Source organism: Pedobacter sp. BAL39 (assembly GCF_000170795.1).
In the GTDB taxonomy this organism is placed as follows: domain Bacteria; phylum Bacteroidota; class Bacteroidia; order Sphingobacteriales; family Sphingobacteriaceae; genus Pedobacter.
Window position 1 is genome coordinate 32,017 of the sequence record NZ_ABCM01000003.1, and the last position, 21,585, is coordinate 53,601.

Here is a 21,585-nt window from a genome sequence, read left to right on the forward strand (position 1 = left end):
CCAGTTTGTAAAGTTAGCATTTATTCAGGTCTATCGTGGAATCCTGAGACCTGCGTGTCCAGTCGTTTGCTAAGCACAATGAATAGGTTCGTAATTGTTTACGAAAACTTGTCAATTGAAAAATGGATAGCCGGAATTTTGTGCCGAGATTTGCTGCCTTAAAAAAGCTTCCCTAATGATTCCGAATACGACAAGTACAACGAGTTCCTCTGCACCGGCTTATGGCTGGACAATTTTAGTGACCAGTCTTGCCTTTGTTGTGGCTCAGCTTGATGTCTCTATCGTTAATATCGCTCTGCCTCAAATTGCTGATTCATACCATGCGAACATCAGCATTCTACAGTGGATTATTGATGCCTACACGCTTGCTTTTGCTGTGTTGATGTTATCTGCGGGAAGTCTAAGTGATCTGTTTGGAGCCAAACGTCTCTTTCAGATTGGGATGCTGATTTTCGGTATTTCATCTGTAGCTTGTGGTCTGGCGATGAGTTCATCCTTCTTGATTGCTGCAAGGGCATGCCAGGGCGTTGGAGCCGCGACAATGATTCCCAGTTCCCTGGCGATTCTTAACCACACATTTGCTGATAGACCTATTAAAAGAGCTAAAGCAATTGGTTTATGGACTGCAGCTGGTAGTGCCGCTATTGCAGCGGGACCTATTGTTGGAGGGGTACTTATTAAGCTAAGCGACTGGAGATTCATTTTTTTTATCAACGCCCCTATCTGTCTTGCGGGTATCTTGCTGACTTTTCGTCTTAAAGAACAGCCAAAGCCAACAGTTGTCAAAAAGTTTGACCTGGCTGGCCAAATCACCTGGATGCTGTCGGTGACATTACTTGTTGCAGCAGTAATCGAAGGAGCACAGTTGGGCTTTGCCCATCCGTTGATTTATGGGAGCATACTGCTCGGTGGGGTTTTCTTTGCCGTTTTTATGATGGTCGAAAGCAAGGTCAAAACTCCAATGTTGCCGTTGAGTCTTTTCAATTCCATTTCTTTCAATGTGTTGCTATTGTTAGGAGCTGTACTCAATGGGTTTTATTATGGTACAGTTTTTATTTTAAGTCTTTATTTGCAGGACATTTTAAAATATCCGCCGCTCACAGCTGGTCTTGCTTTTATCCCATTAACAGCCGGGTTTGTGATTTCCAATTTGGCAAGCGGAAACATCATCAACCGGTATGGCATCCGCACACCGATCTTGATTGGTTTGACGCTGTTTGCCCTTGGTTTTTCAGGTCTGTTGGTTGCTGGGATGCACACTTCATTCTTGCAGCTGTCGGCGCCGTTTCTGCTGATTTCTTTGGGGATGGGACTAGCGGTTCCGGCTATGACCACCGGAATTCTTTCCAGCGTCGACAAAATGCTTTCAGGTACTGGTTCAGCTACTTTGAATACAGTAAGACAGGTTGCCGGCGCTGTTGGAGTGGCTATTTTCGGTACGCTTGCTGCAAATGGTGGCGAGGCGGTTTTGCAAACTATAAAAATAAGCGTCATTGCCGCGATTTTGTGTACAATACTTATTATTTTGCTCAGTCGGAAATACATTGAAAAAACTCCTGGAAATCAGGACTAACGTTTTTTCAAAATGAGACAATACAATTTATATTTTCTTGACCTTAGACCAATTGCATCCCTGTTACCCGTGCATCAATTCATTGATCGTCCTAATGAACTTCAATAGGTTTGTCATTCGGCAAGTCGTAATCGTAAAGTATATTTTGGTTATCGTCAAGGTATAACCATTGAACTATATTCTGGTGATTTTCTAAGTTTGTTGTGGAGATCCCGATCATGGTGTACTCTTTGTCGTCTTTAGTCTGTTTTTCAATGGAATAACTAAGTTGATCCTTGTTTTTTACATGTTGTTGAAGAAGTTCGTTGTCACTGTTTGCGATGTAGTATTCTACGACTTTGTATAACTTGTTGAGGTAGTCTTCAGAGTAGTTTTCTTCTTGTGCCCAAGTGTACTTCAATTCTTTCTGGTATTCTTTCCTGAAGTTTGAGGTTTTTCCGTCTTTGACTTTTGTTATGTCGATGATTTTATCAGCTTTTTGATCACTGCCGTCACCTGGGATTTGTATGGTAGTTTCCTTCCAGGTGACATCGATAAGATCACCGCGCACTAACGTACGATCATCATTTTCATTAATAAAGGAATATATTTTGCTGTTTTTATTTGCATTCAGAATAAAATAGTCCCCGTCGTCGTTATAATCGACGAATTCCATGATGGCCTGTTGTGCAGGCAGGATGTTGGAACTTGTCTCGTTTTTGGTTTCTGTTATTTGTGACCTTATGTTTTTGCCTGGAGCCTGAGCCTGAGCCGGTTGCGTTGGCGTTATATTTTGGGGTTGTTTGTCCCCTTCGTTGCTTTTTTCTGCTGTTGAGTTGCACGAGAAAAATAGAGTTGTTATGAGGAGAGTCAAGATATACTTGATGGGAGGCATTTCTATTCTATATTTACTATTGAGCTGTGAGTTATGCTGATTTAGGTCAATCATACGTTTTTAGTTTTATTTTAAACATCGTATTGTTCAGATTACACTTAATGCAACAGCTAATTTTCCTAAAATGTTTCCTTTAAATAGACAATAATTAGTGTAAACCATTTTCGTAATGAGGCGGTTACCGAATTTGTTATAGACTGATCTCACTCTTAATTATACCATATTGGTAGTGATTTCAAGTTTATATCCTTTGCCACGTATCACGACAATTCTGATATTCGGATCAGGTTCCAGTTTTTTTCTAAGTTTTGATATAAACATATCCAGACTGCGTCCCACAATAACACCTTGATCTTCCCATATTTCTTTCTGCAGCCGGCCTCTCTCTATCGTCTCGCCAGGAAACAATGCCAAAATCCCTAGTATACGGGTTTCCGTTCCTGTTAAGTCTATTGTTTTTCCGTTTATGATAAGCTTACGGTTCTGTGCATCAAACCGCACCCGGCCCAAAGTTAACATGTCAGTATATGGAACATCAGGCAAGGTGATTCGTGACTTACCCGATCTCAAAAATATAAAACCAATAAATGCTAGAAAAGGGAGGCCACCGAGAAGATAACCTTTCGTTATTACATTTTTACCTATCGGTTTGAATTTAATGTTAACCCTATAACAGGCTCTGGGCTGTGTTCTTCCTATGCATGCTACAATGTCGTCTTTTTTATTTTTCGATATAGCATATCCATAGGCGACACTGGAGTTACCGCAATTCAGAATGTTAACAACATAATCACCTGCCAGCGGGTCTTTGGCCAGCAAACGCCGGGTAGTGTTCACCAGAGCGTCCGGCAGAAAAGTGAGTTCATGCTCAAACCTGATCTGGTATTCATTTTCCGCAATCTTTTTTATCGGAAGCACCCTTGATGTACTGTCGCCAGACTGTAAGAGTAGTTCATGTCCAATCCTGCGGAGTAACATCTCCTTCCTAGAGATGTCAAAATTTTCATTATCCTCCATACTAAAAGTTAAACAGATCACAGAGATAAACAAAAGTATCATTGATCCGAACAGGTATTTTTGGTTCCCGTAGATGCTATTCTGGCTAAAATGCATGTTGTCAAGTTTTTATTTACAAAGTTTACATTTTTATTTACAATCCTCATGGTGCTGACGGAAACATATAAAAGTAGTTTCGCTGAATCAATTTCGATAGGATATGAAAAATAAAACCGAATTTTTTTCCGGCCTGCTGATCATAATGGCGGTAGTAATTTATTTTCCCGTACAGGCTCAGCGGAAAAACAGGCCACAGGATGTTTATGAAGTCAAAGGCATAACAGCTGTTCAGGGACCCCATAGCATTGTTCGTACAATTAAGCAAGATAGAAAGGGTAACATTTGGATTGCTTCCTGGCAGGGCATTTTTAAATATGATGGAAAATCTTTTACCAACATTACCAGTAAGGTGAGTTCTGCCCGCTTTTTTTCTGTGTTAGAAGATAGAAAAGGAAACTTTTGGTTTGCCTCTGTTGGCTCAGGCGTTTACTATTACAATGGAAGGTCATTTCGAAATTTTACAACGAAGGATGGGCTTGCCAATGATCGGGTTACTAATATTTATGAAGATAAAACCGGTAATATCTGGTTTGGCACTGAAGGCGGAGCAAGCCTGTACGATGGGAAGTTCTTTCGAAATTTTAAAATTAAAGAGCGCTCCTCCGGTACCCAGGCGGATTCTGTCCATATTTCAGCTTACCAGAAACCGCTTTCCGAACAACATTGGATGCATAATGATGTCAATGCTATCATTGAAGACAAAACCGGAAAGCTTTGGTTTGGCACAAGGGGGTATGCCTATGTTTACGATGGAAAGACATTTACAACCATCATCAATAACGACGGAAAGCCTTTTACGAATGTTCGTTCGATAATCAAAGATAAAAAAGGTAATATCTGGCTGGGAGGCCATAATGGCCTTTGGCGCTATGACGGCAGTACTTTTACCAATTTTACCCGGCAGTTTGTTGGTTATGTCTACGAGGATAAAAAGGGCAATATCTGGACCAGCTCCGAAAACGCTAATGAATCGCGCAAGGCGCTGTCGGTTACTGCCGATGGCGCAGGTTGGGTACTTTCCCGTTATGATGAAAAGTCTTTATTCAGCATAAAACCAACTGTGACTGAAGTAACAAATAAACCAATGATCTTCGGAATTTTAGAAGATGACAAGGGAGATGTTTTGTTTGGAACTTTTGATGGGGTGTATCGCTATGACGGAAGTGCCATTCAATTTTAATGGTGAAGAGGCATGGAAATGATTCACCTTCAATAGCTATAAAAATATATATCGTAATTTTGATCCAAATGATATTTTTTGGTGTGACAATTCAGCAGCGAAACCTGTTGTGTGAATGCCGAGATAATTCGAAGAGTAAATTTTGATGAAATGAAAAGGATAACTGTGTTTTGTGGTTCTAGTTTTGGAACTGAAAAGGAATATGAACAACAAGCATATTTGTTGGGCAAAACTTTAGCTGAAAGGAGCATCGGCGTAGTATATGGTGGTGCGAATGTGGGATTAATGGGGGCTATTGCAAATGGAGCAATTGAAAATAATGGAGCCGTAATTGGGGTGTTGCCTCATTTTTTGCAAAACAAAGAAATCGCACATGAAGGATTAACAGAATTGATCCTGGTTGAAACGATGCATGAGCGTAAAACTAAAATGAACGATCTGACTGATGGTGTGATTACCTTGCCCGGTGGTTTTGGAACGCTCGAGGAGTTTTTCGAAATGCTTACCTGGGCACAACTTGGTCTGCACAAAAAGCCAATCGGAATTTTAAACATCAACGGGTTTTATGATGAGTTGCTGGCGCTAGTAGAGACTATGGTAAGAAAGGGCTTTCTGAAAGACGTGAACCAGAACATGCTGTTGACCAGCAATGAGATTGAAGATTTACTGAATAAAATGGAATCTTATGAAGCGCCAGCCGTTAGTAAGTGGATATCAAAAGAAGAAGTGTAGCTGTGCTTACCATCGTTATCAAGTGAAGACTTATCGATAAATTCTTTTAAAAATGTAAAAAGCGGCAAATGCCGCTTTTTACAAAATGTGGAATAAGAATATCCCAGATTATTTTAATGCGTAGTTAAGGTATCCTCCGTCCGCCACAATCTCTGTTCCTGTAATAAAACTTGCATCATCAGAAGCCAAGAATAATACCGTCTTTGCAATTTCATTAGGATCACCAAGGCGTTGCAGCGCTGTAGCACCAGCCAGGAAATCTTTCGCTTCCGCAGGTACTGCAGTTTCTAACCCAGGAGTTAAAACCGGACCAGGGCTCACGATGTTTACACGGATTTTTCTTCCCGCGAGTTCATTTGCAGCAATTTGGGCAATTTTATTCAATGCGCCCTTGGTGGCGGAATATACGCTTGCACCAGAATTTGCCGCCGTAGCAACGGTTGAAGAGGTGACTACTACTGCTGCTCCGTCTGCCAAATAGGGGAGTAATTTTTGTAAAGTAAAGAAATGGCCCTTGACATTCGTGTTGAATTGAGCGTCAAAATTTGCTTCAGTCACTTCTGCTATGGGTTCAAATGTCGCTATTCCCGCATTCAGGAAAAGAACATCGAGCTTTTTTCCGCTTTCTGCAACCGCTTTCTCCAGGATCGAAATGTCTTCGAGTTTTGACGTGTCGGATACTACAGTAAACAAATTCGGGTTGTTTATGGCTGCAGTTGCTTTTTCCAGATTACTGGCGTTTCTGCCTGTGATATAAACGTTTGCTCCTGCATTAATAAATGCCTTTGCTGTTGCAAGGCCTATTCCGGTAGTTCCACCTGTAATAACAACGTTTTTATTTTTAAAGTCCATGATGATATTTATAAATGTTTATGCTGCAAAGTTAGCATAGGTAAATTTATTTAAGTTACTTTGTAACGAAAAGTAACAGTAACTTTCGGGTAACAAAGTAACTTATGACTGAAAATGAATGCCAAGTAGGGCACAAGCAAGAGATCATGGCCGTTCACGATGCGATGGACGTACTGAATGGAAAATGGAAAGTCTCCATCATTTCTTCCATTTGTTATTATAATAAAAGAAGATTTTCTGACATTCTGAATGATGTACATGGAATATCAAATAAAATGTTGAGCAAAGAATTAAAGGAGCTGGAGACCAATAAGTTGATCAATCGTACTGTCCTGGATACTCAGCCTATATCCGTTCAATACCAGTTAACAGAATACGGCCTGACATTAAAGACCATTATCAACAACCTGGCTGAGTGGGGTAAGGCGCACCGTAAAGTAATTATCGGTAAATAAAATTTATCATAAAATGAAGATAAAAAATTACCTGCTACAAATTGCTATTTTAAGTATGATCACCTCTTGTGTAAATTCCAATTATCGTTATTCTGATCTTGAGAGTACAGAATTTTTGAATCAAATCACCAAACATGCAAAAGCAAGCATTACGGATATTACCGAGGTCAAAAAGCAACCAACGGACCTGTTTGGAATTATAACCCGGTATCCTTTGCCTAAAAATAAACTGGAGGAATATCATAAAAATCATGGCACAATAGTCAATACAGATGATGATATTTCGGATTTTGCAACCTACACACTTAAAAGTTATGAACTCATTAACGAGCACAATGAAAAGCTGAATTTTGTTGATGACGGGCGTGCAATCTATTTAGAGGAGTACGGTTTATGGGAATATGACAAGATCCTATACCAGAATTTGGGAATTTCTTTCAAGCTAAACGGTAAGTTTAGCACGCTGAGAGGTTATATCAATATGGAATTTGAAATGCCGCATGGAGAAAAAAAAGAAATAAGAATTCCTGTAAACATTTCCATCAATGATCGGATTTCCGAATAGGCAATCCAGCTAATTCATTGAAAATACTATTTTGCGAATTGATGTACTAAACCGGTAATCTGGATTCATATTTGTTAAGAATTTCCCGCTGGCATAAGTTTGCTGGCTTGATTGCTGTTGAATCGGCTTCAGCGAAAATACTGAATAAATTAATACTCGAATATGTTCAAATACCTGGTTATACTGCTTCCCATTGTCCTGTGTATGATCCAGTGTGGTGCACGTCATCCCATTCAGCCCAAAGCGATTGGGATTGGCCTGTTGACCGTGAATACCAATTTCGAAATTCCGTTGTATAAGCAGGAAATGGATGGTGTCCCCTTTGATGTGCTGAGGTTTAAAACGAACAAATCGGGCGTGATGAAGTTTGTTTGTGATATCAAATTGAAACCATACAGGATGACAGGGGGTGACAGTTTTGCTGAGGGAGAGCGGAATATCAATATGGGGCTGATCCGTTTTGCTCCTGAACTTAAATTCCGGGTGATCGACACTACGGTGACCTCATTTAAGGTCGTGACCAATGAGGAAACCTGGGAAGTCCTTCTGATTAAACGGGATGCCACTGCTGCTTATTACTCCACTGAAAGAGCACTCTCTGATAACAGTTGCAGCAATTGCCCAGGGTCTAAGTACAATCCGAGATGGTACATCTACGAGACGTGGGAGCGTTATCTAAAAAGAGTTGAATTTATCACCAGGGAAAATGTTGTCGTTTACGATCAGCCTAATGGAAAAGTAGTCTTCGAGAATAAAGAAAATGTGTTTCTGCCATTCCGGGTGATAGAATCGAAAGGAGAATGGATACGGCTGGCCAAGGGTTTTGGGAGGGAGTCTGAATTTGACAGCCTGATTAACGCCGAGGGCTGGATAAAATGGAGAGAGGGGCCAGTATTGTCCATTGACATCACTGAACACACCTATGAGTAATTGGCCGTTTTTTTCCTACATACAGCATATTTAACATGATTTTTCTTTTAATAATACTCTTTCTTCTGTTTGTCGTCAGTATGACGGTGTTAAGTTTAAAAAAAATTAGAAAAGATATGCCATCATCGCAGCTGGCGCTGATCACAGTTTATGTTCTTTCGCTGGGTATATTTTGTGTTGGCTTAATGACGCATAAGGCGGATTATTTCACGGCAATTGATCCGATAGACGGAATGTGTTATACCCCATTCGGTGGAAAACACGTCCTGAGTATGGTTTTTTATTTTTTTGCTTTTCACATAGCTTTGATATTGTTGTGGCGTAAGGGTAATCATCTGCCTCCCTTAACTATCGTACTTGCACTGGGTTTTATTATGACTGGGATTATACTTAATTTCCTGATCCTTATGCAAATTTCAGCTCATGATACAACCAGCATTGAAGGTAGTGGTGGATCGGATCATGTGCTCCTCTTGGTGTTTACGCCTGCTTTAGGCATTTTTATAGCGGTATCGCTCATCGTACAAGTGATAAAAAATGGCATACTTGTGGCTGGTGAACGTGTCTATACCAATAAATTTTTAAATAGGATCAATCATTTCCTGTTCCGACAGCAAAATCTCCCGCTCTGGGCATTGCTCCTGATGGTTCCTGTTCTGATGATCACTACCATCTTGCTTTTGATACTGGGACAGGACACAGACAGTCTAGCCAAAGTTTTTACCGATACCACAACCTGGAGGTTTTCACGACAAATGCATCCGCCGGTTCTAGACCACAAAGGACACTATCTATGTACAGTAGCAGTTTCGGGAAGTCCACAGATTGTCAAACCGCTCAGGCTGGGTGTCCGTGCCGGGAGGACGATTGTCGTAAACCGGCAACTGCTGATCGCAAATGCATTTGAAGAAATGATTCAGGATTTTTCACCTGGACTGCACCGGATCATCAGGCAGAATTATGATAGATATGGCTACAATTTATCCAGAAAGATTAATAACGAGCGTTTGTCAAACCTAACTTATCTGCTGATGAAACCCCTGGAGTGGGCTTTTCTGATCTGTTTGTACCTTTTTACTGAAAAACCTGAACATCGCATCAGCAAGCAGTATGCAATGGTCACTTCTTGACATAAACGATTAAAGTTATTTCTGAAGTTTCAAGTATACCTTAAAAACTGACCCCTTACCAACCTTACTTTCTACGGTGATCTTTCCATCAGAACTGTTGACCATCTCTCTGACCAGGTAAAGGCCAACACCCGTCCCGTCGGCAGATTTTGTTAGACGCCTGTATTTAGTGAATATGCTACTGTAGTCTTTCTCTGCGATTCCAGAGCCATTATCAGCAATGGTAATGACCATAAAGCCCTCCTGTTCAACTGTACTAATCGAAACTTCGGGTCTGCGTTCCGGAGATCTGTATTTAATCGCATTACTGACCAGATTATAAATCACGCTGCGCAACTTGCGCCTCACGAAGACGATCTCTGAAACGCCGATATCAATTTTTATGATTGCCTTGGATTCTTCGATCTGAGGTGCCAGAGTCAGCCTGGTATCTTCTATAATATTCTCGAAATCCAGCAGCTCCTCTTCCGCCTGGTATCTGTGAGTTTTCCAGCGGGAATCAGTCAGGTCATTAATAATGTGCTGCATATTGATCAGGCTATTTTCAACTTTTTCCAGCAAAACGGGAAACCTTTCCATTCCCTTTTCAGGAATTCCTTTCAGCATTTCAATCGTCAGTCCCAGGCTGGTGAGTGGTGTCTTGATATCATGGGCAATGGTGTCCAGTAAGACCTCGTGTTCTGCGATCAGTTTTTCCTGTTCCCGAAGGTCATTGATGCGGCTGGTGATCTCGACAAATGTTATGATGACACCATTCGTTTTATTTTCTTCTTTTACCAGGTAAGGGATTACGTTCATCTGGTACCAGCGCATGTCGGTAGTTTGGATCTCCTTGTCCAGAATGTCACCGGATTCCATTACATTCTGAATGTTCTCCAAAATAGAAGGGAACCGGAAGTTTTCTTTAATATCGGCAATAGGCCTTCCTACATCTGACGAAACTAGTCTAAACTGTTTCATCGCCGGAGGGGTAAACTTTCTGAGGATGAGGTGAGCGTCTACAAATAACTGTGGTATAATGGTATTCCGGAAATAGTTTTCCAGCTCGTCATTCAGTTTGAGCAACGTACTGATCTGGTCGTTTTTCTTTTGCATAATTGGGTCAGTATGACTGGATGTAGCCGGAATGCCCCCAACAATCTATGAAAAAATATCCGGTTTCTCAGGGATTAAATTAGATAACTGATAGGTGTGCTGTTTTTAATATAGATACCGATGTTTTTTATTTAACAAAACAACCAAAGTCGCCGTTAATAGGCCGCACGTACCTATGCCTCATAATCAGATGATGGCACATCAAAATGAATTCAGTCTCCTGGTTCTGTGCGTGCAACGTTGTTCTATTCCTCTTTAATGAAGTGGTATAGGAAAACAACATTACCTGTATATGCAGGTTTAGGTTGATCTTTAATGATTAAGGTGGCTTCAATCACGACCTTTGTTACACCCCTTAAATCTGTAATGGAAATAAGTTTGGCTTTCAGCTGCACCTCACTGTCCACAAATACTGGCTGTCCAAATTTGAAACTTTCTATTCCATAGTTGATTTCCATCTTAATGTTTCGTACATCTGCTATTTGTTTCCATAAATACGGGATCAGCGACAGCGTCAGATAGCCGTGTGCAATGGTAGAATGGAAAGGCCCCTCTGTTTTTGCTTTTTGAGGATCAGTATGTATCCATTGGTGATCCAAAGTTGCATCTGCAAACTTGTTGATCTGATGCTGATCAATGAGATGCCACTGGGATAAGCCAATTTCCTGGCCTAAGTAGGTTTTGTATTCTTCGAAGTTGTTGATGATGACCATATTTCTGACTTATTGAAGCCATGCCTTTATCAAAGATCAGGCCTGATTGCATGAATGTGGCATATCAAGGATGAATTGTACTGAAATGAACCATTATCGGTGATTGGCGCTCGTCCTTTGGTGGCGCATAAGGTATTTACATTGTAAGTGGTTTGTTAATATGCACTATATGGGATACAGAAAACTCAAGTCTTGCCCCTAACATCTGCTAACGCTATCAAAGGGTTCAAAATTAAGCCCTGTTTGGATGAAAAAGTTGATGTAGATTCAAAATCATTCAACTGCAGGCTTAAACATGACAAAATATGGGGTGGTGGTGAAGTTTGAATTTTATAGTTTTGTAGTATGAAGACAACTGCAGCGTGCAGCGTCTCCTCTTTTGATGCTGCTGAATTGAAACTAAAGGGTTTCAAAATTCATGAGATGACCGGCTCCTCGTATCCTGCGCTGGTATATGGTAGGAGGGATTGTTATAAAATAGTCCTGGCTACATCCGACATGCACATCTGTTATGGGGATCAGGCTTTTGACATTCACGGTACCTTTTTGTTTTTCGGTAACCCTCGTATCCCTTATTCCTGTGAACACCGTAGGGCCGAACAGCAAGGGTATGCATGCCTGTTTACTGAGGATTTCATCGCAGGCAGGGAACGCACAGATAACCTGTTGAATTCCCCGATCTTCCGTTTTGATGGTCGTCCCGTTATTCCTTTAAGTGAAGAGCAGGCTGCTTTTATCAGCGGTTTATACCAGCGGATGCTGATGGTATATAATGGCGACTATGATAGAAAAGATGAAATGCTCAGGAGTTGTATTGACCTCATTATTCATGAGGCTTTACGAGTTCAGCCACAAAATGGCATAAAACAGAAAAATGCGGCTGCAAGAATCACCTACCTGTTTATGGAGCTGCTGGAAAACCAGTTCCCCATTGAGCAGGCTGCAGATACATTACAGCTGAGGAGCGCACAGGACTTTGCCGGGAGGCTCGCTGTTCATGTCAATTACCTGAACCGTTCAGTGAAGGAGGTCACTGGAAAGCCAATATCCCAACATATTGCTGAACGTATTGCAGCGGAAGCCAAAGCCCTGCTACAACACACCAACTGGAGTGTGGCCGATATTGCCTACGGACTCGGATTCGAATATCCCAGCTACTTTAATAATTATTTCAGAAGAGTTACCGGCACTACGCCCAGTTCCTTCAGGAAAAAAGAAGAAAAAGTATGAATGTCATAGTTTTTGGTTTGATTCTCTTTATCTCCTTGCCCCATTCCTATAGACCTTTGTATTGATCAATAATTGATGATCCAGGCGGTGATGCCGCTCAATCAATATATTAATACAATACAACATGATGAAAAGAGAGAAACTAGATGAATTAAAAACAGCTGCTACCACATCCGTCGTCTCCGTCGGTCCGGTTGTGCTTGCTGCAGTCGAACGTGGCGAAGATCTGCAGGTCCGCATATCGGCTCCTGCAACGGGAACTGCATTGCCAATAATCCTTTTTGCCCATGGATATGGCTCTTCACTGAATGGGTATGCACCGCTTGTTAGTTTTTGGGCATCCCGCGGTTTTGTAGTCATCCAGCCCACCTTTTTAGATTCAAGGACACTGGCGCTTCCACCTGAAGATCCGCGAACACCATCCATCTGGAAGATCCGTGTAGACGACATAAGGCTTATTTTGGATCAACTTGATTTCCTCGAAACAACACTTCCTGGCCTGAAAGGACGTATGGATAAAAGTCGCATTGCTGCTGTTGGACATTCGTTTGGCTCACAAACAACGGGCATGTTATTAGGAGCCAGGGTAATCGGCGCCGATGGTAAGCCGGGCAAGGACCTGTCGGACTCAAGAATCAAGGCAGGCATACTACTTACACCTGGAGGAAAGGGGGGAGATGACCTTAGCCCCTTTGCCGCGGAACACTTTCCTTTTATGAACCCGAGTTATGCGGAGATGATTACGCCAAGTCTGGTCGTTGCCGGCGACAAGGATGATAGTCCACTTACACTGCGGGGCTGGGATTGGTTTACAGATGCTTACAGGCTGAGCCCCGCTGCCAATGCATTGGTGACTTTGTTTGGTGGAGAACATCTGCTGGGTGGCATCTCCGGATATCTGGTGACGGAAACTACGGATGAAAACCCAGAACGTGTTGCTGCGGTGCAGCGACTAACCTGGGCCTACCTGCGTACGGCGCTCTATCCTGGCGATCCTGCCTGGACGGAAGCATGTAACTGGCTGCTGGAAAGCCAGAATAATATCGGTACTGTTGAGCGGAGATAAAGCCCTTTGAATAGGAGATGGCGGTTTAGTATTTATTTAAAACTAAACTGCTATTTTCGTTGTAATCCCAGTTCCAATTTATATTATTGTAACCTTATAACGAGATACCTTATGGCTTCAGGCTTTTTTGCGATTTTAGATGATATAGCTGCTTTAATGGATGACGTCGCGGTTACCGCGAAAATAGCCACAAGAAAAACTGCCGGAATTCTCGGTGATGACCTGGCCGTGAATGCAGAGAAAGCCACTGGCTTTCTCGCATCAAGGGAGCTTCCTGTGCTCTGGGCCATCACCAAAGGTTCGCTGTTAAATAAACTGATCATCGTCCCAATCGCTTTGCTGCTTAACGCCTTTCTACCTGTAGCTATTAAAATTATCCTTATTCTTGGTGGATTTTACCTGGCATACGAAGGTGTGGAGAAAATCATCGAATATTTATTTCATCGCTCAAAGAAAGGGCATGAGGTGGTCGCCGAGGTTAAACAGGATGGTGCCGAGGCTGAAAAAGCAAAAGTGAAATCAGCCGTGATGACCGACTTCATCTTATCCGTGGAAATCGTCATCATCGCATTGGGAACTGTGCTCGAAGAGTCTCTATCGATCCAGATTCTGACAGTTTCTGTTGTGGCTTTACTCGCTACAATTGGTGTTTATGGCATTGTTGCCCTAATAGTCAGAATGGATGATATCGGTTATAAATTAATTAAAAGTTCCAATGATAAAGGATTCTTTGGCGGATTGGGACAGTTATTAGTGAAATCGCTGCCCCTGATCATCCGGTTTTTGGGCGTTGTGGGAACAATTGCCCTGATCCTCGTTTCTGGAGGGATCTTCGTTCACAATATTGAATTCTTCCACCACTTACTTCCTGCATTGTCTTCAATTGTCAAGGAGTTTGCTATTGGTTTGGCTGCCGGACTCGTGGCCGTAGCTTTTGCAGCAGGGGGGGGGAAGTTGGCTGGCCTGATAAAACGTTAAGAATATTGGTAGTAGAGAACTACTCTGCCCTGAAAGTATTGTTTACCAGCTTGCGCGGTCTTTTGTTCTTAAAAGTGTCCTGTTTAATGTTGTTTTGCTGATCGTTGTCCGCAAAATGATTGATTCTTGTTGGTCTGGAACGCTCTGGTCTGTTTTCCTCTGCGAGTTTTACGGATATCTTTCTGCCTCTTAACACCAGTCCGTTCAATGCGCGGATCGCCCGGTCTGCGCCTGCCTGATCTACCATCTCCACAAAGCCAAATCCTTTATGTTTCTTTGTGAACTTATCGGTCACTAAATCAAGACTGTTGATCATACCATGAAAGCTGAACAGTTCAATCAGCTCTGACTCCTGGATATCCAGCGGATATCCGACTACGAATAACTTAATCATATTTTATTTGAAAGTGCAAATTTAGGATTTATTTCAGTCCCATTCTGTGCAAATTATGTTGAGGGCCAATTTTATGTTTTTGTAAAGCTTATTGGGATTTTTTAGGATAATAATTCTAAAGATCATAGCGACGTAAAATGTCAAAAAATGGAGGTCAAAAATGAGGATACGTTATGGATTAACAAGCTTATGTTTAACTTTAGCCCATATGAAAACCTTACTGACCGCATGTCTCCTGCTTTTAATCAATCTGCCACTGTTTGCACAAAAAAGAATTAAAGATGAATCACAGGCCGTCATCACTTATAAAATCCGAAGTAATGGCAAAGATGTTGGCGGAGAGCAAAAGTTATATATCCAGGGAGATCAGGTCCGCATCGTTTCAAGGGGCGGGCAGGCGGAGTCGCAGTTTTTGCGATTGAAAGAACAGTCGACTTACCAGGTACTCGATAGTAAGGGACGTCTCTATACTTTTAAAAAACCATTTTCAGCATACATAAAGGCCGACTTGCTGCCGGGCATAGATACCATTTGCGGCATCCCTTGTAAAAAGGCAAAACTCATCCTTCGTTCCAATACTATTGAGATCTGGTACAACGACGACCTGAAGATCAAAGGAACACCTACGATGTCGGTTGCACCGGGGCTTGGACTGATCCTTAAGATTATCCGCAATGGCAATTATGAAACTATTGCCACCAATATTGACTATCGCAAAATCAAACCTGATGAACTGAGGTGGCCGGTACAGTGGGGAACTGTGCTCGATGAACCTGCCTATCAACGTCAGATCATTGAAAGCAGATACCAGACCATACAGATTTTCAACGATGAGCAGATTTCTTTCGGAAGAGAGAATGACAACCCGGAAGGTGAACAATCCGATGTAACCTATCACTTCTCCGGGGGCACGGTAATCCTTAAAAAAGTCAGGCTTCCTGAAACGACATCCGGACAAAAGCTCTTCGCAGAACTTGTGCAACACTCTAATGGAGACGCGTACGACCGTACGGGATCAGTATTTATGATTCCATTAGATAAAAAGACATCGTTCCTTCAGGCTTTGCAGAAGGATATCAGCGTTCTCCCTGTCTACGAAGCGAAAAATGGCAAGAAATATCAGGGCGTAATTGCCACAGATCAATACCTGCCGCCCCTGGAGCTCATGCGGTTTTTCACTTCTTTCGGGGTAGGGCATTTTAATGAACAGGCAAAAATCAAAGGGTATAACTGGGCAGATTCTGTAGTGTATAAACAGGATATCAGTACTTTGTTGCCGAGCCTGCAGGGGGAAGCCTGGATCGGTGTATTTATTGGTAATTATGACAAAGGAGGGCACAAAGCCAGTCTGTATTTCAAATATTATCCCGGTGATGGGGATGAGGCTCAGCAGCCCGACAAAACATGGATGCTGCCTGTTTTCAATACTACCAACCTGATGGAAATGTCGGGCCAGGAATATGGGACGATGTTTGAAAAAGACTCCCTCACGGTCACTGTTAATATTCCCGCAGGTGTAAAAAATCTTCGCCTGCGTTACCTGACCACGGGCCATGGTGGCTGGGGTGGAGGTGATGAATTCGTACCCAAACAGAACGAGATATTCGTCGACGGCAAACGGGTATATCACTTCATTCCATGGAGGGAAGACTGCGCAACTTACCGTATGCTGAACCCTGCCTCAGGTAATTTTGGCAACGGCTTGTCCTCTTCAGACCTGAGCCGTTCGAACTGGTGCCCCGGCACCATTACTCTGCCTGTAGAAATTCCCCTTCCTGACTTAACCGCAGGTGAACACACCATAAAAGTGGCCATCCCGTTAGGTAAAACTGAAGGGACGAGCTTCAGCGCATGGAATGTCTCGGGTGTCCTGATCGGCGATGAGCAGCCTTAACACCTGTCGCCGAACCGGCTTGTCAGAATAGGTGGGGCTGATCTGATTATCGTGGATCACTCCAATCTGTGTCCAATGTCCCATTCGCCTCAAAACTCTGATAGTTTATGGTAATCTTATTTGTCCCGTTACTGGAAATGGTGGTAAATGGCAGGCGTATTCCGGCAATTGTCCGGTTGTTGCTATAAGCATTGATCTGCTTATTCTTACCAATCACGTAGCTATCACCAACGATGTTGTAATCTTTGTCAATCACATAGATAAATGTGTTTCCATCCACCTGAAAACCTACGGAATAACCTTTTTTGTTGGCCATCACCTTGCCTTGGGCGAAAGCTTTATTATATTTCTGCTGAAGGCCAAGTACACCTACATAATCATTGTATTGAGCTTCCCTGATGCGCGCAGCCGTAGCAGGAGTTTTTTTGCCATTTACCCATTGCCATCCGCTAGTTGCAGAAATCTGTTCTACAACGACAAGTTTACCTTTCTGATACATCTCGTTCCTGAATCTGTTCCCGGCGAGATCATTGTAGGAAACCAGTTTTATACCGTTAAATTCTGCGGTGACTTTGTAGGTCCTGATGCCGTCAATAGCCTCAGCCCCGTATTTGTTCCTTAAGGAACTAAGGAGTTCGACAGCAGTAGGAAGTTTGCCACTCAGCGCTCCTGGTGAATTCGAATTTGGTGCGCTTGTATTTTGCGTACTCCCCGTGCGGCTGCTGGTGCTATTTTTCGATTCGGTTTTATTTCCTTTGTCATCTTCCATAAAATAGAAGCTGCCGTCCACTACTGCCATGGGTTTATTCTTACTGTCACCAGCACTTGCAAAAAAGCTATGTGTCGTTGTATTGCCATTGTCGTATTTGAGGGTTAACGCACCGTCTGTCAGTGTATATTTCCCACGCCCATCACTTTTGGAACTTGTACCTCCGCCAATATTATCCCCCGCAACTACCGTGGCTGACTGCCGTTCTGTAGTGAAATTTCCTGCACCATCAAAATTGAGCTCTCTGTTACTGCTGGATCCGATGTAGGTTGTACCCGTAGCAATGCCACCAGCACCGCTTACAAATTTGAACTTATAGGATCCTTTCGGAACGCGGTTATCCAGTTCCATCTTAAACATCACAAAGGTCCCGGCGTCAAGGTTGCCATGCGAGGTCATGTCGAATTCATCTTTATCACCATTTTTATACAAGAGCTGGATCTTTTTGCCACTGATCACGTACTTGCCACGTACCGCAGTTTTCCAGTCTTTTTTTTCCAGCTCATCTGTAAAGGTTTTGTCCTTTCGGAACAAAATGACCACATCGGTACGGTTCATGCCTCCCCCAAGTGGGTTCAGGCTAAGCTTTACACCGGCATAAACACCGGGAAATGTGTTGGACGACTGACATGCGCTGGATAGCGCGACACTGACGAATAAAAGCGTCTGCAAAATGAAATAGTTCCACTGCTTCATAAAAATGATTTAAGGTTACCTTTGATAGCTAACAAAAAAGATGCCTGTGCTTCAGCGTGAAAATTATCGCTTTTGTAATAGATGCACGGTATTGTTAATGAAATATCCCGCAGACTGGTGGTATATTTGCTAAATTGTGCCATCGGAAACAATTGTCGAAGTCAAACATTGTCAAATGAATAATTATAAACAGCAAGCTGCAACGGAAGCATTCAAACTCATTTCTAAAGGACAGGTCATCGGACTGGGAGCCGGAAGCACTATTGCTTATCTTGTGAAGACCATAGCTGCAGATCATGCCCTCGCCAGCACATTGACATTCAGCTCACCTTCTTATGATACGGTTATTATGTTGAATGATCACAGACTTAATGTTAAGCCTTCCGACTTTCTACAAGGGGTAGACTTGTATTTCGACGGGTGTGACCAGCTGGATTGGCAGCTTAATGCGTTGAAAAGCGGTGGAGGAATACATACCTATGAAAAGATTCTTGCGGTAATGGCGGATGAGTTTGTCCTGCTCGGAGATTACGGGAAATTGGTGGAACACCTGGATGTCACCTATCCACTAGTCATCGAAGTTCTGCCGCAAGCCCTGAATGTAGTGTCGGCGATACTTCGTAAACAATTTAAAGGCATCTCGCTGATAATAAGGACCGGAGATCAACGTGTGGGGCCAGTAAGGACCGACGGAGGCTGTTACCTGATCGATGCCTCCTTTGTAACTTTACCTGGATTGGAACTGCTGGATCAAATCAAAATGATCCCCGGCGTAGTGGATCACTCCTTGTTTTTTAAGCTGGCGGATAAAGCCATCCTTGCAGGGCCTGAAGGAATAAGAACAATTACCCAAAAATGAAAATCTTAATGCCATCAGCGGTTCTGGCTTTTCCATCACTAAACATCATTTCTATCCGATGATCAAGCAACCCTATGTGATACCCATTCATTATTCCTGCAATTATACTACAACCAGGGAGGGGGAGCAGTTTAGTAAAGACCATGCGTTGGGCTATATTTTGTCGGGCACCATGACTATGGAAACTGATGGGCAAACGCAATATTTCAAAGCCGGTGAGCTGTTTTTTTGCAGGAGGAATACGCTGATTAAGTTCACCAAAGACCCGCCTGAGCACGGTGAGTTTCGCTCGGTCAGCATCCTTTTTCAGCAGGAACCGCTCCGCGACTTCGGCCTGGAATATGGATATGACCAGTGTAACCCTGTTGGAGGCTTTTCTTGTATCAGGTTGCCGGACGCAAGCGTCCTGAAAGACTACATGCGCTCACTGATTGCTTATGAAAACATGCTGAAACAAGAAGATAGCCGGGCCATTCTAACTGTTAAAATCAGGGAGGCCCTTTTAATGTTGTTAAAAGAACAGCCGTTGCTACGAGATGTGCTATTTGATTTTTCGGAACCCGGAAAGATCGACCTGATGAACTTCATGAATAAAAACTATCACTTCAATGTGGAGATGAAACGCTTTGCTTATCTGAGTGGAAGGAGCCTGTCGACCTTCAAGCGCGACTTCGCGAGAATCTTTAAGATGAGCCCCAGTCGCTGGCTGTTGCAACGTCGTTTAAAAGAAGCTCACTATATGATCACCGTGAAAAAAATGGCCGTTAAAGAGATTTACCTCCAGCTGGGCTTCGAAGATTTGTCGCATTTTTCTTATGCCTTTAAAAAGGCCTACGGTGTAGCACCCTCAATGATTCAATAGGATTCGTGCTTTATCAAAATACGGTTCAATCTTCAAATAAGATTGCCATTATGCACCATATTGGTACACTGATACGCTAAAAAGTTTTATTAGTTAAGATTTTTACTAAAAAACCCTATATTGAGATTTGAATTATTATTACCATCTGCCTGGCGACAATGAGCAAATTTCTAGACCTGTATGATTCCGATGAAGGGTTAGACTGTGCAGCGCAATTAACAGCCTGCCGCCAGCGTATTGCCAGCATCCTCGAAAGTTATACGGATGCTTTTTTTGAAGTGGATGGTTCCTGGATGGTTACCTACTGGAACAGGGAGGCTGAGCAGCTTCTTTCCATGCCCCGGGAGGAAATTCTGGGTAAAAATCTTTGGGAAGTATACAAAGAAGCCGTTCCGCTGAAATTTTTTTCCGAATACCACAGAGCGCTCGAAGAAGGCATTACTGTGCGTTTCGAAGAGTATTTTGATTACAATAAGCTGTGGTTTGATGTTGTCGCATTTCCTTCCGGTACTGGTCTGTCTGTCTGTTTCAAAGACATCACTGTGAGAAAAAAAGCAAGTCAGTTGCTGGAAGACGAAAGAGAAAAATATCTGGACCTATTTAATCTGAGTCCTTTGCCGCAATGGGTTTATGACCTGGAAACGCTGGCTTTCCTCCAGGTGAATGATGCTGCGGTTCACCATTATGGCTATTCAAGACAAGAATTCCTACAGATGACCATCAAGGATATCCGGCCTGCTGCGGAGGTAGTGATGCTCGATGACATCATTGCCAATGTGAGGATTGGTCTTTACAATCAGAGTGTCGTAAAACATCAAAAGAAAAATGGTGAGCTGATTCTTGTATCTGTCGAGGGCAATTCCGTTTCTTTTGAAGGAATGAATGCGAGACTGGTTCTTGCAATAGATCAGACTGAGCGAATTACCACTCAGCAGGCGCTCGAGGCTAGCATCAGTCGCTACAATGTCGTATCAAAGGCCACAAGTGATGCGATATGGGATCAGGATCTTAAAACAGGGTACACCATCTGGAATAGAGGGATTTCGGGGATATTTGGACACAAACAAGTGGGGCATGATTATTCCTGGTGGGAAGAACATGTGCACCCAGATGACATTGACCAGGTACGCAACCAGTTCCGAAAACTCCGCGAAGAAAAAAGTACAAGGCAGGTTGTGGAGTACCGTTTTCGCTGTGCTGATGGTACCTATAAAAATGTACTAGACCGCTCTTCGATCATCTTCGATGCCGATGGTGTAGCCATACGTACCATAGGTTCTATGCAGGATATTACGGAAAGGGTGAACTACATCCATAAGATAGAAGCACAGAACAAACGGCTGACGGAAATCTCGCGTATGCAGTCGCATGACGTAAGGGCTCCGCTGGCCAGTATACTTGGTCTTGTTTCATTGCTGGATGAAAAGGAAACCGATATGGAGGAAGTCAGGCAGCTGTTTAAATTGATTCGCGAGTCAGCACAAGACCTCGATGAAGTCATCAAAGGAATTGTACGTCGCAGTAGCTAGCCCTTTAAATCACAATTGTTTTAAAATCTTAAGTGATGATACCTTCATGGCCATGAGGTTGGCTAATTGTATATTACTAGGTTTTGCCTGTAG

General features: G+C 42.7%; 21 protein-coding genes. 14 read left to right on the forward strand and 7 right to left on the reverse strand.

The features are described from left to right. The first annotated feature begins 175 nt into the window (after nucleotides 1–175). The gene (locus PBAL39_RS04520; protein WP_008238793.1) at nucleotides 176–1,573 is read left to right on the forward strand and encodes an MFS transporter; all 1,398 of its coding nucleotides are present in this window, start codon (nucleotides 176–178) and stop codon (nucleotides 1,571–1,573) included. 91 nt (nucleotides 1,574–1,664) lie between these two features. Here the strand turns inward: PBAL39_RS04520 and PBAL39_RS04525 are convergent, their stop codons facing one another. Together PBAL39_RS04525 and PBAL39_RS04530 are read right to left on the reverse strand one after the other, a co-directional pair. Then, nucleotides 1,665–2,501 (reverse strand): hypothetical protein, encoded by an 837-nt coding sequence (locus tag PBAL39_RS04525; protein ID WP_008238795.1) that lies wholly within the window; start codon nucleotides 2,499–2,501, stop codon nucleotides 1,665–1,667. A gap of 159 nt (nucleotides 2,502–2,660) precedes the next feature. After that, entirely contained in the window at nucleotides 2,661–3,464 is an 804-nt protein-coding gene (locus tag PBAL39_RS04530) for a winged helix-turn-helix domain-containing protein (protein ID WP_232282894.1), read from the reverse strand. A gap of 199 nt (nucleotides 3,465–3,663) precedes the next feature. On the opposite strand from PBAL39_RS04530, the gene PBAL39_RS04535 reads away from it, so the two are divergent. After that, nucleotides 3,664–4,743: a two-component regulator propeller domain-containing protein gene (locus tag PBAL39_RS04535; protein WP_008238800.1), complete on the forward strand. Its 1,080-nt coding sequence runs from the start codon at nucleotides 3,664–3,666 to the stop codon at nucleotides 4,741–4,743. A 150-nt stretch (nucleotides 4,744–4,893) separates the two neighbouring features. Continuing rightward, entirely contained in the window at nucleotides 4,894–5,475 is a 582-nt protein-coding gene (locus PBAL39_RS04540; RefSeq protein WP_008238802.1) for a TIGR00730 family Rossman fold protein, read from the forward strand. Nucleotides 5,476–5,583: 108 nt separating this feature from the next. Here PBAL39_RS04540 and PBAL39_RS04545 read toward each other — a convergent pair whose 3' ends face one another. Beyond that, the gene (locus tag PBAL39_RS04545) at nucleotides 5,584–6,327 is read right to left on the reverse strand and encodes an SDR family oxidoreductase (RefSeq protein ID WP_008238805.1); all 744 of its coding nucleotides are present in this window, start codon (nucleotides 6,325–6,327) and stop codon (nucleotides 5,584–5,586) included. Between the two features lie 104 nt (nucleotides 6,328–6,431). Here PBAL39_RS04545 and PBAL39_RS04550 point away from each other — a divergent pair, with 104 nt between their 5' ends. From PBAL39_RS04550 to PBAL39_RS04565, 4 genes are all read left to right on the forward strand, one after another. Continuing rightward, nucleotides 6,432–6,782, forward strand: a complete 351-nt coding sequence (locus tag PBAL39_RS04550; RefSeq protein ID WP_008238807.1) for a helix-turn-helix domain-containing protein — start codon at nucleotides 6,432–6,434, stop codon at nucleotides 6,780–6,782. A gap of 13 nt (nucleotides 6,783–6,795) precedes the next feature. Then, nucleotides 6,796–7,347, forward strand: a complete 552-nt coding sequence (locus PBAL39_RS04555; RefSeq protein WP_008238809.1) for a hypothetical protein — start codon at nucleotides 6,796–6,798, stop codon at nucleotides 7,345–7,347. Between the two features lie 162 nt (nucleotides 7,348–7,509). Next, nucleotides 7,510–8,277, forward strand: coding sequence for a hypothetical protein (locus PBAL39_RS04560; RefSeq protein ID WP_008238810.1), 768 nt, complete (start codon nucleotides 7,510–7,512; stop codon nucleotides 8,275–8,277). A 35-nt stretch (nucleotides 8,278–8,312) separates the two neighbouring features. Then, nucleotides 8,313–9,407: a DUF6688 family protein gene (locus tag PBAL39_RS04565; RefSeq protein WP_039866094.1), complete on the forward strand. Its 1,095-nt coding sequence runs from the start codon at nucleotides 8,313–8,315 to the stop codon at nucleotides 9,405–9,407. A gap of 15 nt (nucleotides 9,408–9,422) precedes the next feature. Here the strand turns inward: PBAL39_RS04565 and PBAL39_RS04570 are convergent, their stop codons facing one another. Further along, complete coding sequence (locus PBAL39_RS04570) at nucleotides 9,423–10,502, reverse strand: ATP-binding protein (protein ID WP_008238812.1); 1,080 nt, start codon at nucleotides 10,500–10,502, stop codon at nucleotides 9,423–9,425. A 245-nt stretch (nucleotides 10,503–10,747) separates the two neighbouring features. Then, nucleotides 10,748–11,215: a MaoC family dehydratase gene (locus tag PBAL39_RS04575; RefSeq protein ID WP_008238813.1), complete on the reverse strand. Its 468-nt coding sequence runs from the start codon at nucleotides 11,213–11,215 to the stop codon at nucleotides 10,748–10,750. A gap of 345 nt (nucleotides 11,216–11,560) precedes the next feature. Here PBAL39_RS04575 and PBAL39_RS04580 point away from each other — a divergent pair, with 345 nt between their 5' ends. The 3 genes from PBAL39_RS04580 (at nucleotide 11,561) to PBAL39_RS04590 (ending at nucleotide 14,489) form a co-directional block, all read left to right on the forward strand. Then, a complete protein-coding gene (locus PBAL39_RS04580) occupies nucleotides 11,561–12,445 on the forward strand; it encodes an AraC family transcriptional regulator (RefSeq protein ID WP_008238815.1) in 885 nt (294 codons plus the stop codon). Between the two features lie 124 nt (nucleotides 12,446–12,569). Beyond that, nucleotides 12,570–13,511 carry an alpha/beta fold hydrolase gene (locus tag PBAL39_RS04585; protein WP_008238817.1) on the forward strand — a complete coding sequence of 314 codons (942 nt, stop codon included), beginning with the start codon at nucleotides 12,570–12,572 and terminating at the stop codon, nucleotides 13,509–13,511. Nucleotides 13,512–13,622: 111 nt separating this feature from the next. Next, nucleotides 13,623–14,489 (forward strand): DUF808 domain-containing protein, encoded by an 867-nt coding sequence (locus PBAL39_RS04590; protein WP_008238819.1) that lies wholly within the window; start codon nucleotides 13,623–13,625, stop codon nucleotides 14,487–14,489. Between the two features lie 19 nt (nucleotides 14,490–14,508). Here PBAL39_RS04590 and PBAL39_RS25000 read toward each other — a convergent pair whose 3' ends face one another. Continuing rightward, nucleotides 14,509–14,883 (reverse strand): RNA-binding protein, encoded by a 375-nt coding sequence (locus tag PBAL39_RS25000; protein ID WP_008238822.1) that lies wholly within the window; start codon nucleotides 14,881–14,883, stop codon nucleotides 14,509–14,511. A gap of 208 nt (nucleotides 14,884–15,091) precedes the next feature. On the opposite strand from PBAL39_RS25000, the gene PBAL39_RS04600 reads away from it, so the two are divergent. After that, nucleotides 15,092–16,777, forward strand: coding sequence for a PNGase F N-terminal domain-containing protein (locus PBAL39_RS04600; RefSeq protein ID WP_008238824.1), 1,686 nt, complete (start codon nucleotides 15,092–15,094; stop codon nucleotides 16,775–16,777). A 46-nt stretch (nucleotides 16,778–16,823) separates the two neighbouring features. On the opposite strand, the gene PBAL39_RS04605 is transcribed toward PBAL39_RS04600, so the two are convergent. Further along, nucleotides 16,824–18,242 carry a hypothetical protein gene (locus PBAL39_RS04605; RefSeq protein WP_008238825.1) on the reverse strand — a complete coding sequence of 473 codons (1,419 nt, stop codon included), beginning with the start codon at nucleotides 18,240–18,242 and terminating at the stop codon, nucleotides 16,824–16,826. A gap of 175 nt (nucleotides 18,243–18,417) precedes the next feature. On the opposite strand from PBAL39_RS04605, the gene rpiA reads away from it, so the two are divergent. From rpiA to PBAL39_RS04620, 3 genes are all read left to right on the forward strand, one after another. After that, complete coding sequence (gene rpiA, locus PBAL39_RS04610; RefSeq protein ID WP_008238826.1) at nucleotides 18,418–19,101, forward strand: ribose 5-phosphate isomerase A; 684 nt, start codon at nucleotides 18,418–18,420, stop codon at nucleotides 19,099–19,101. Nucleotides 19,102–19,159: 58 nt separating this feature from the next. Further along, complete coding sequence (locus PBAL39_RS04615) at nucleotides 19,160–19,963, forward strand: AraC family transcriptional regulator (RefSeq protein WP_008238827.1); 804 nt, start codon at nucleotides 19,160–19,162, stop codon at nucleotides 19,961–19,963. 158 nt (nucleotides 19,964–20,121) lie between these two features. Next, nucleotides 20,122–21,492 carry a PAS domain S-box protein gene (locus tag PBAL39_RS04620; protein ID WP_008238828.1) on the forward strand — a complete coding sequence of 457 codons (1,371 nt, stop codon included), beginning with the start codon at nucleotides 20,122–20,124 and terminating at the stop codon, nucleotides 21,490–21,492. The last annotated feature ends 93 nt before the right edge of the window (nucleotides 21,493–21,585 follow it).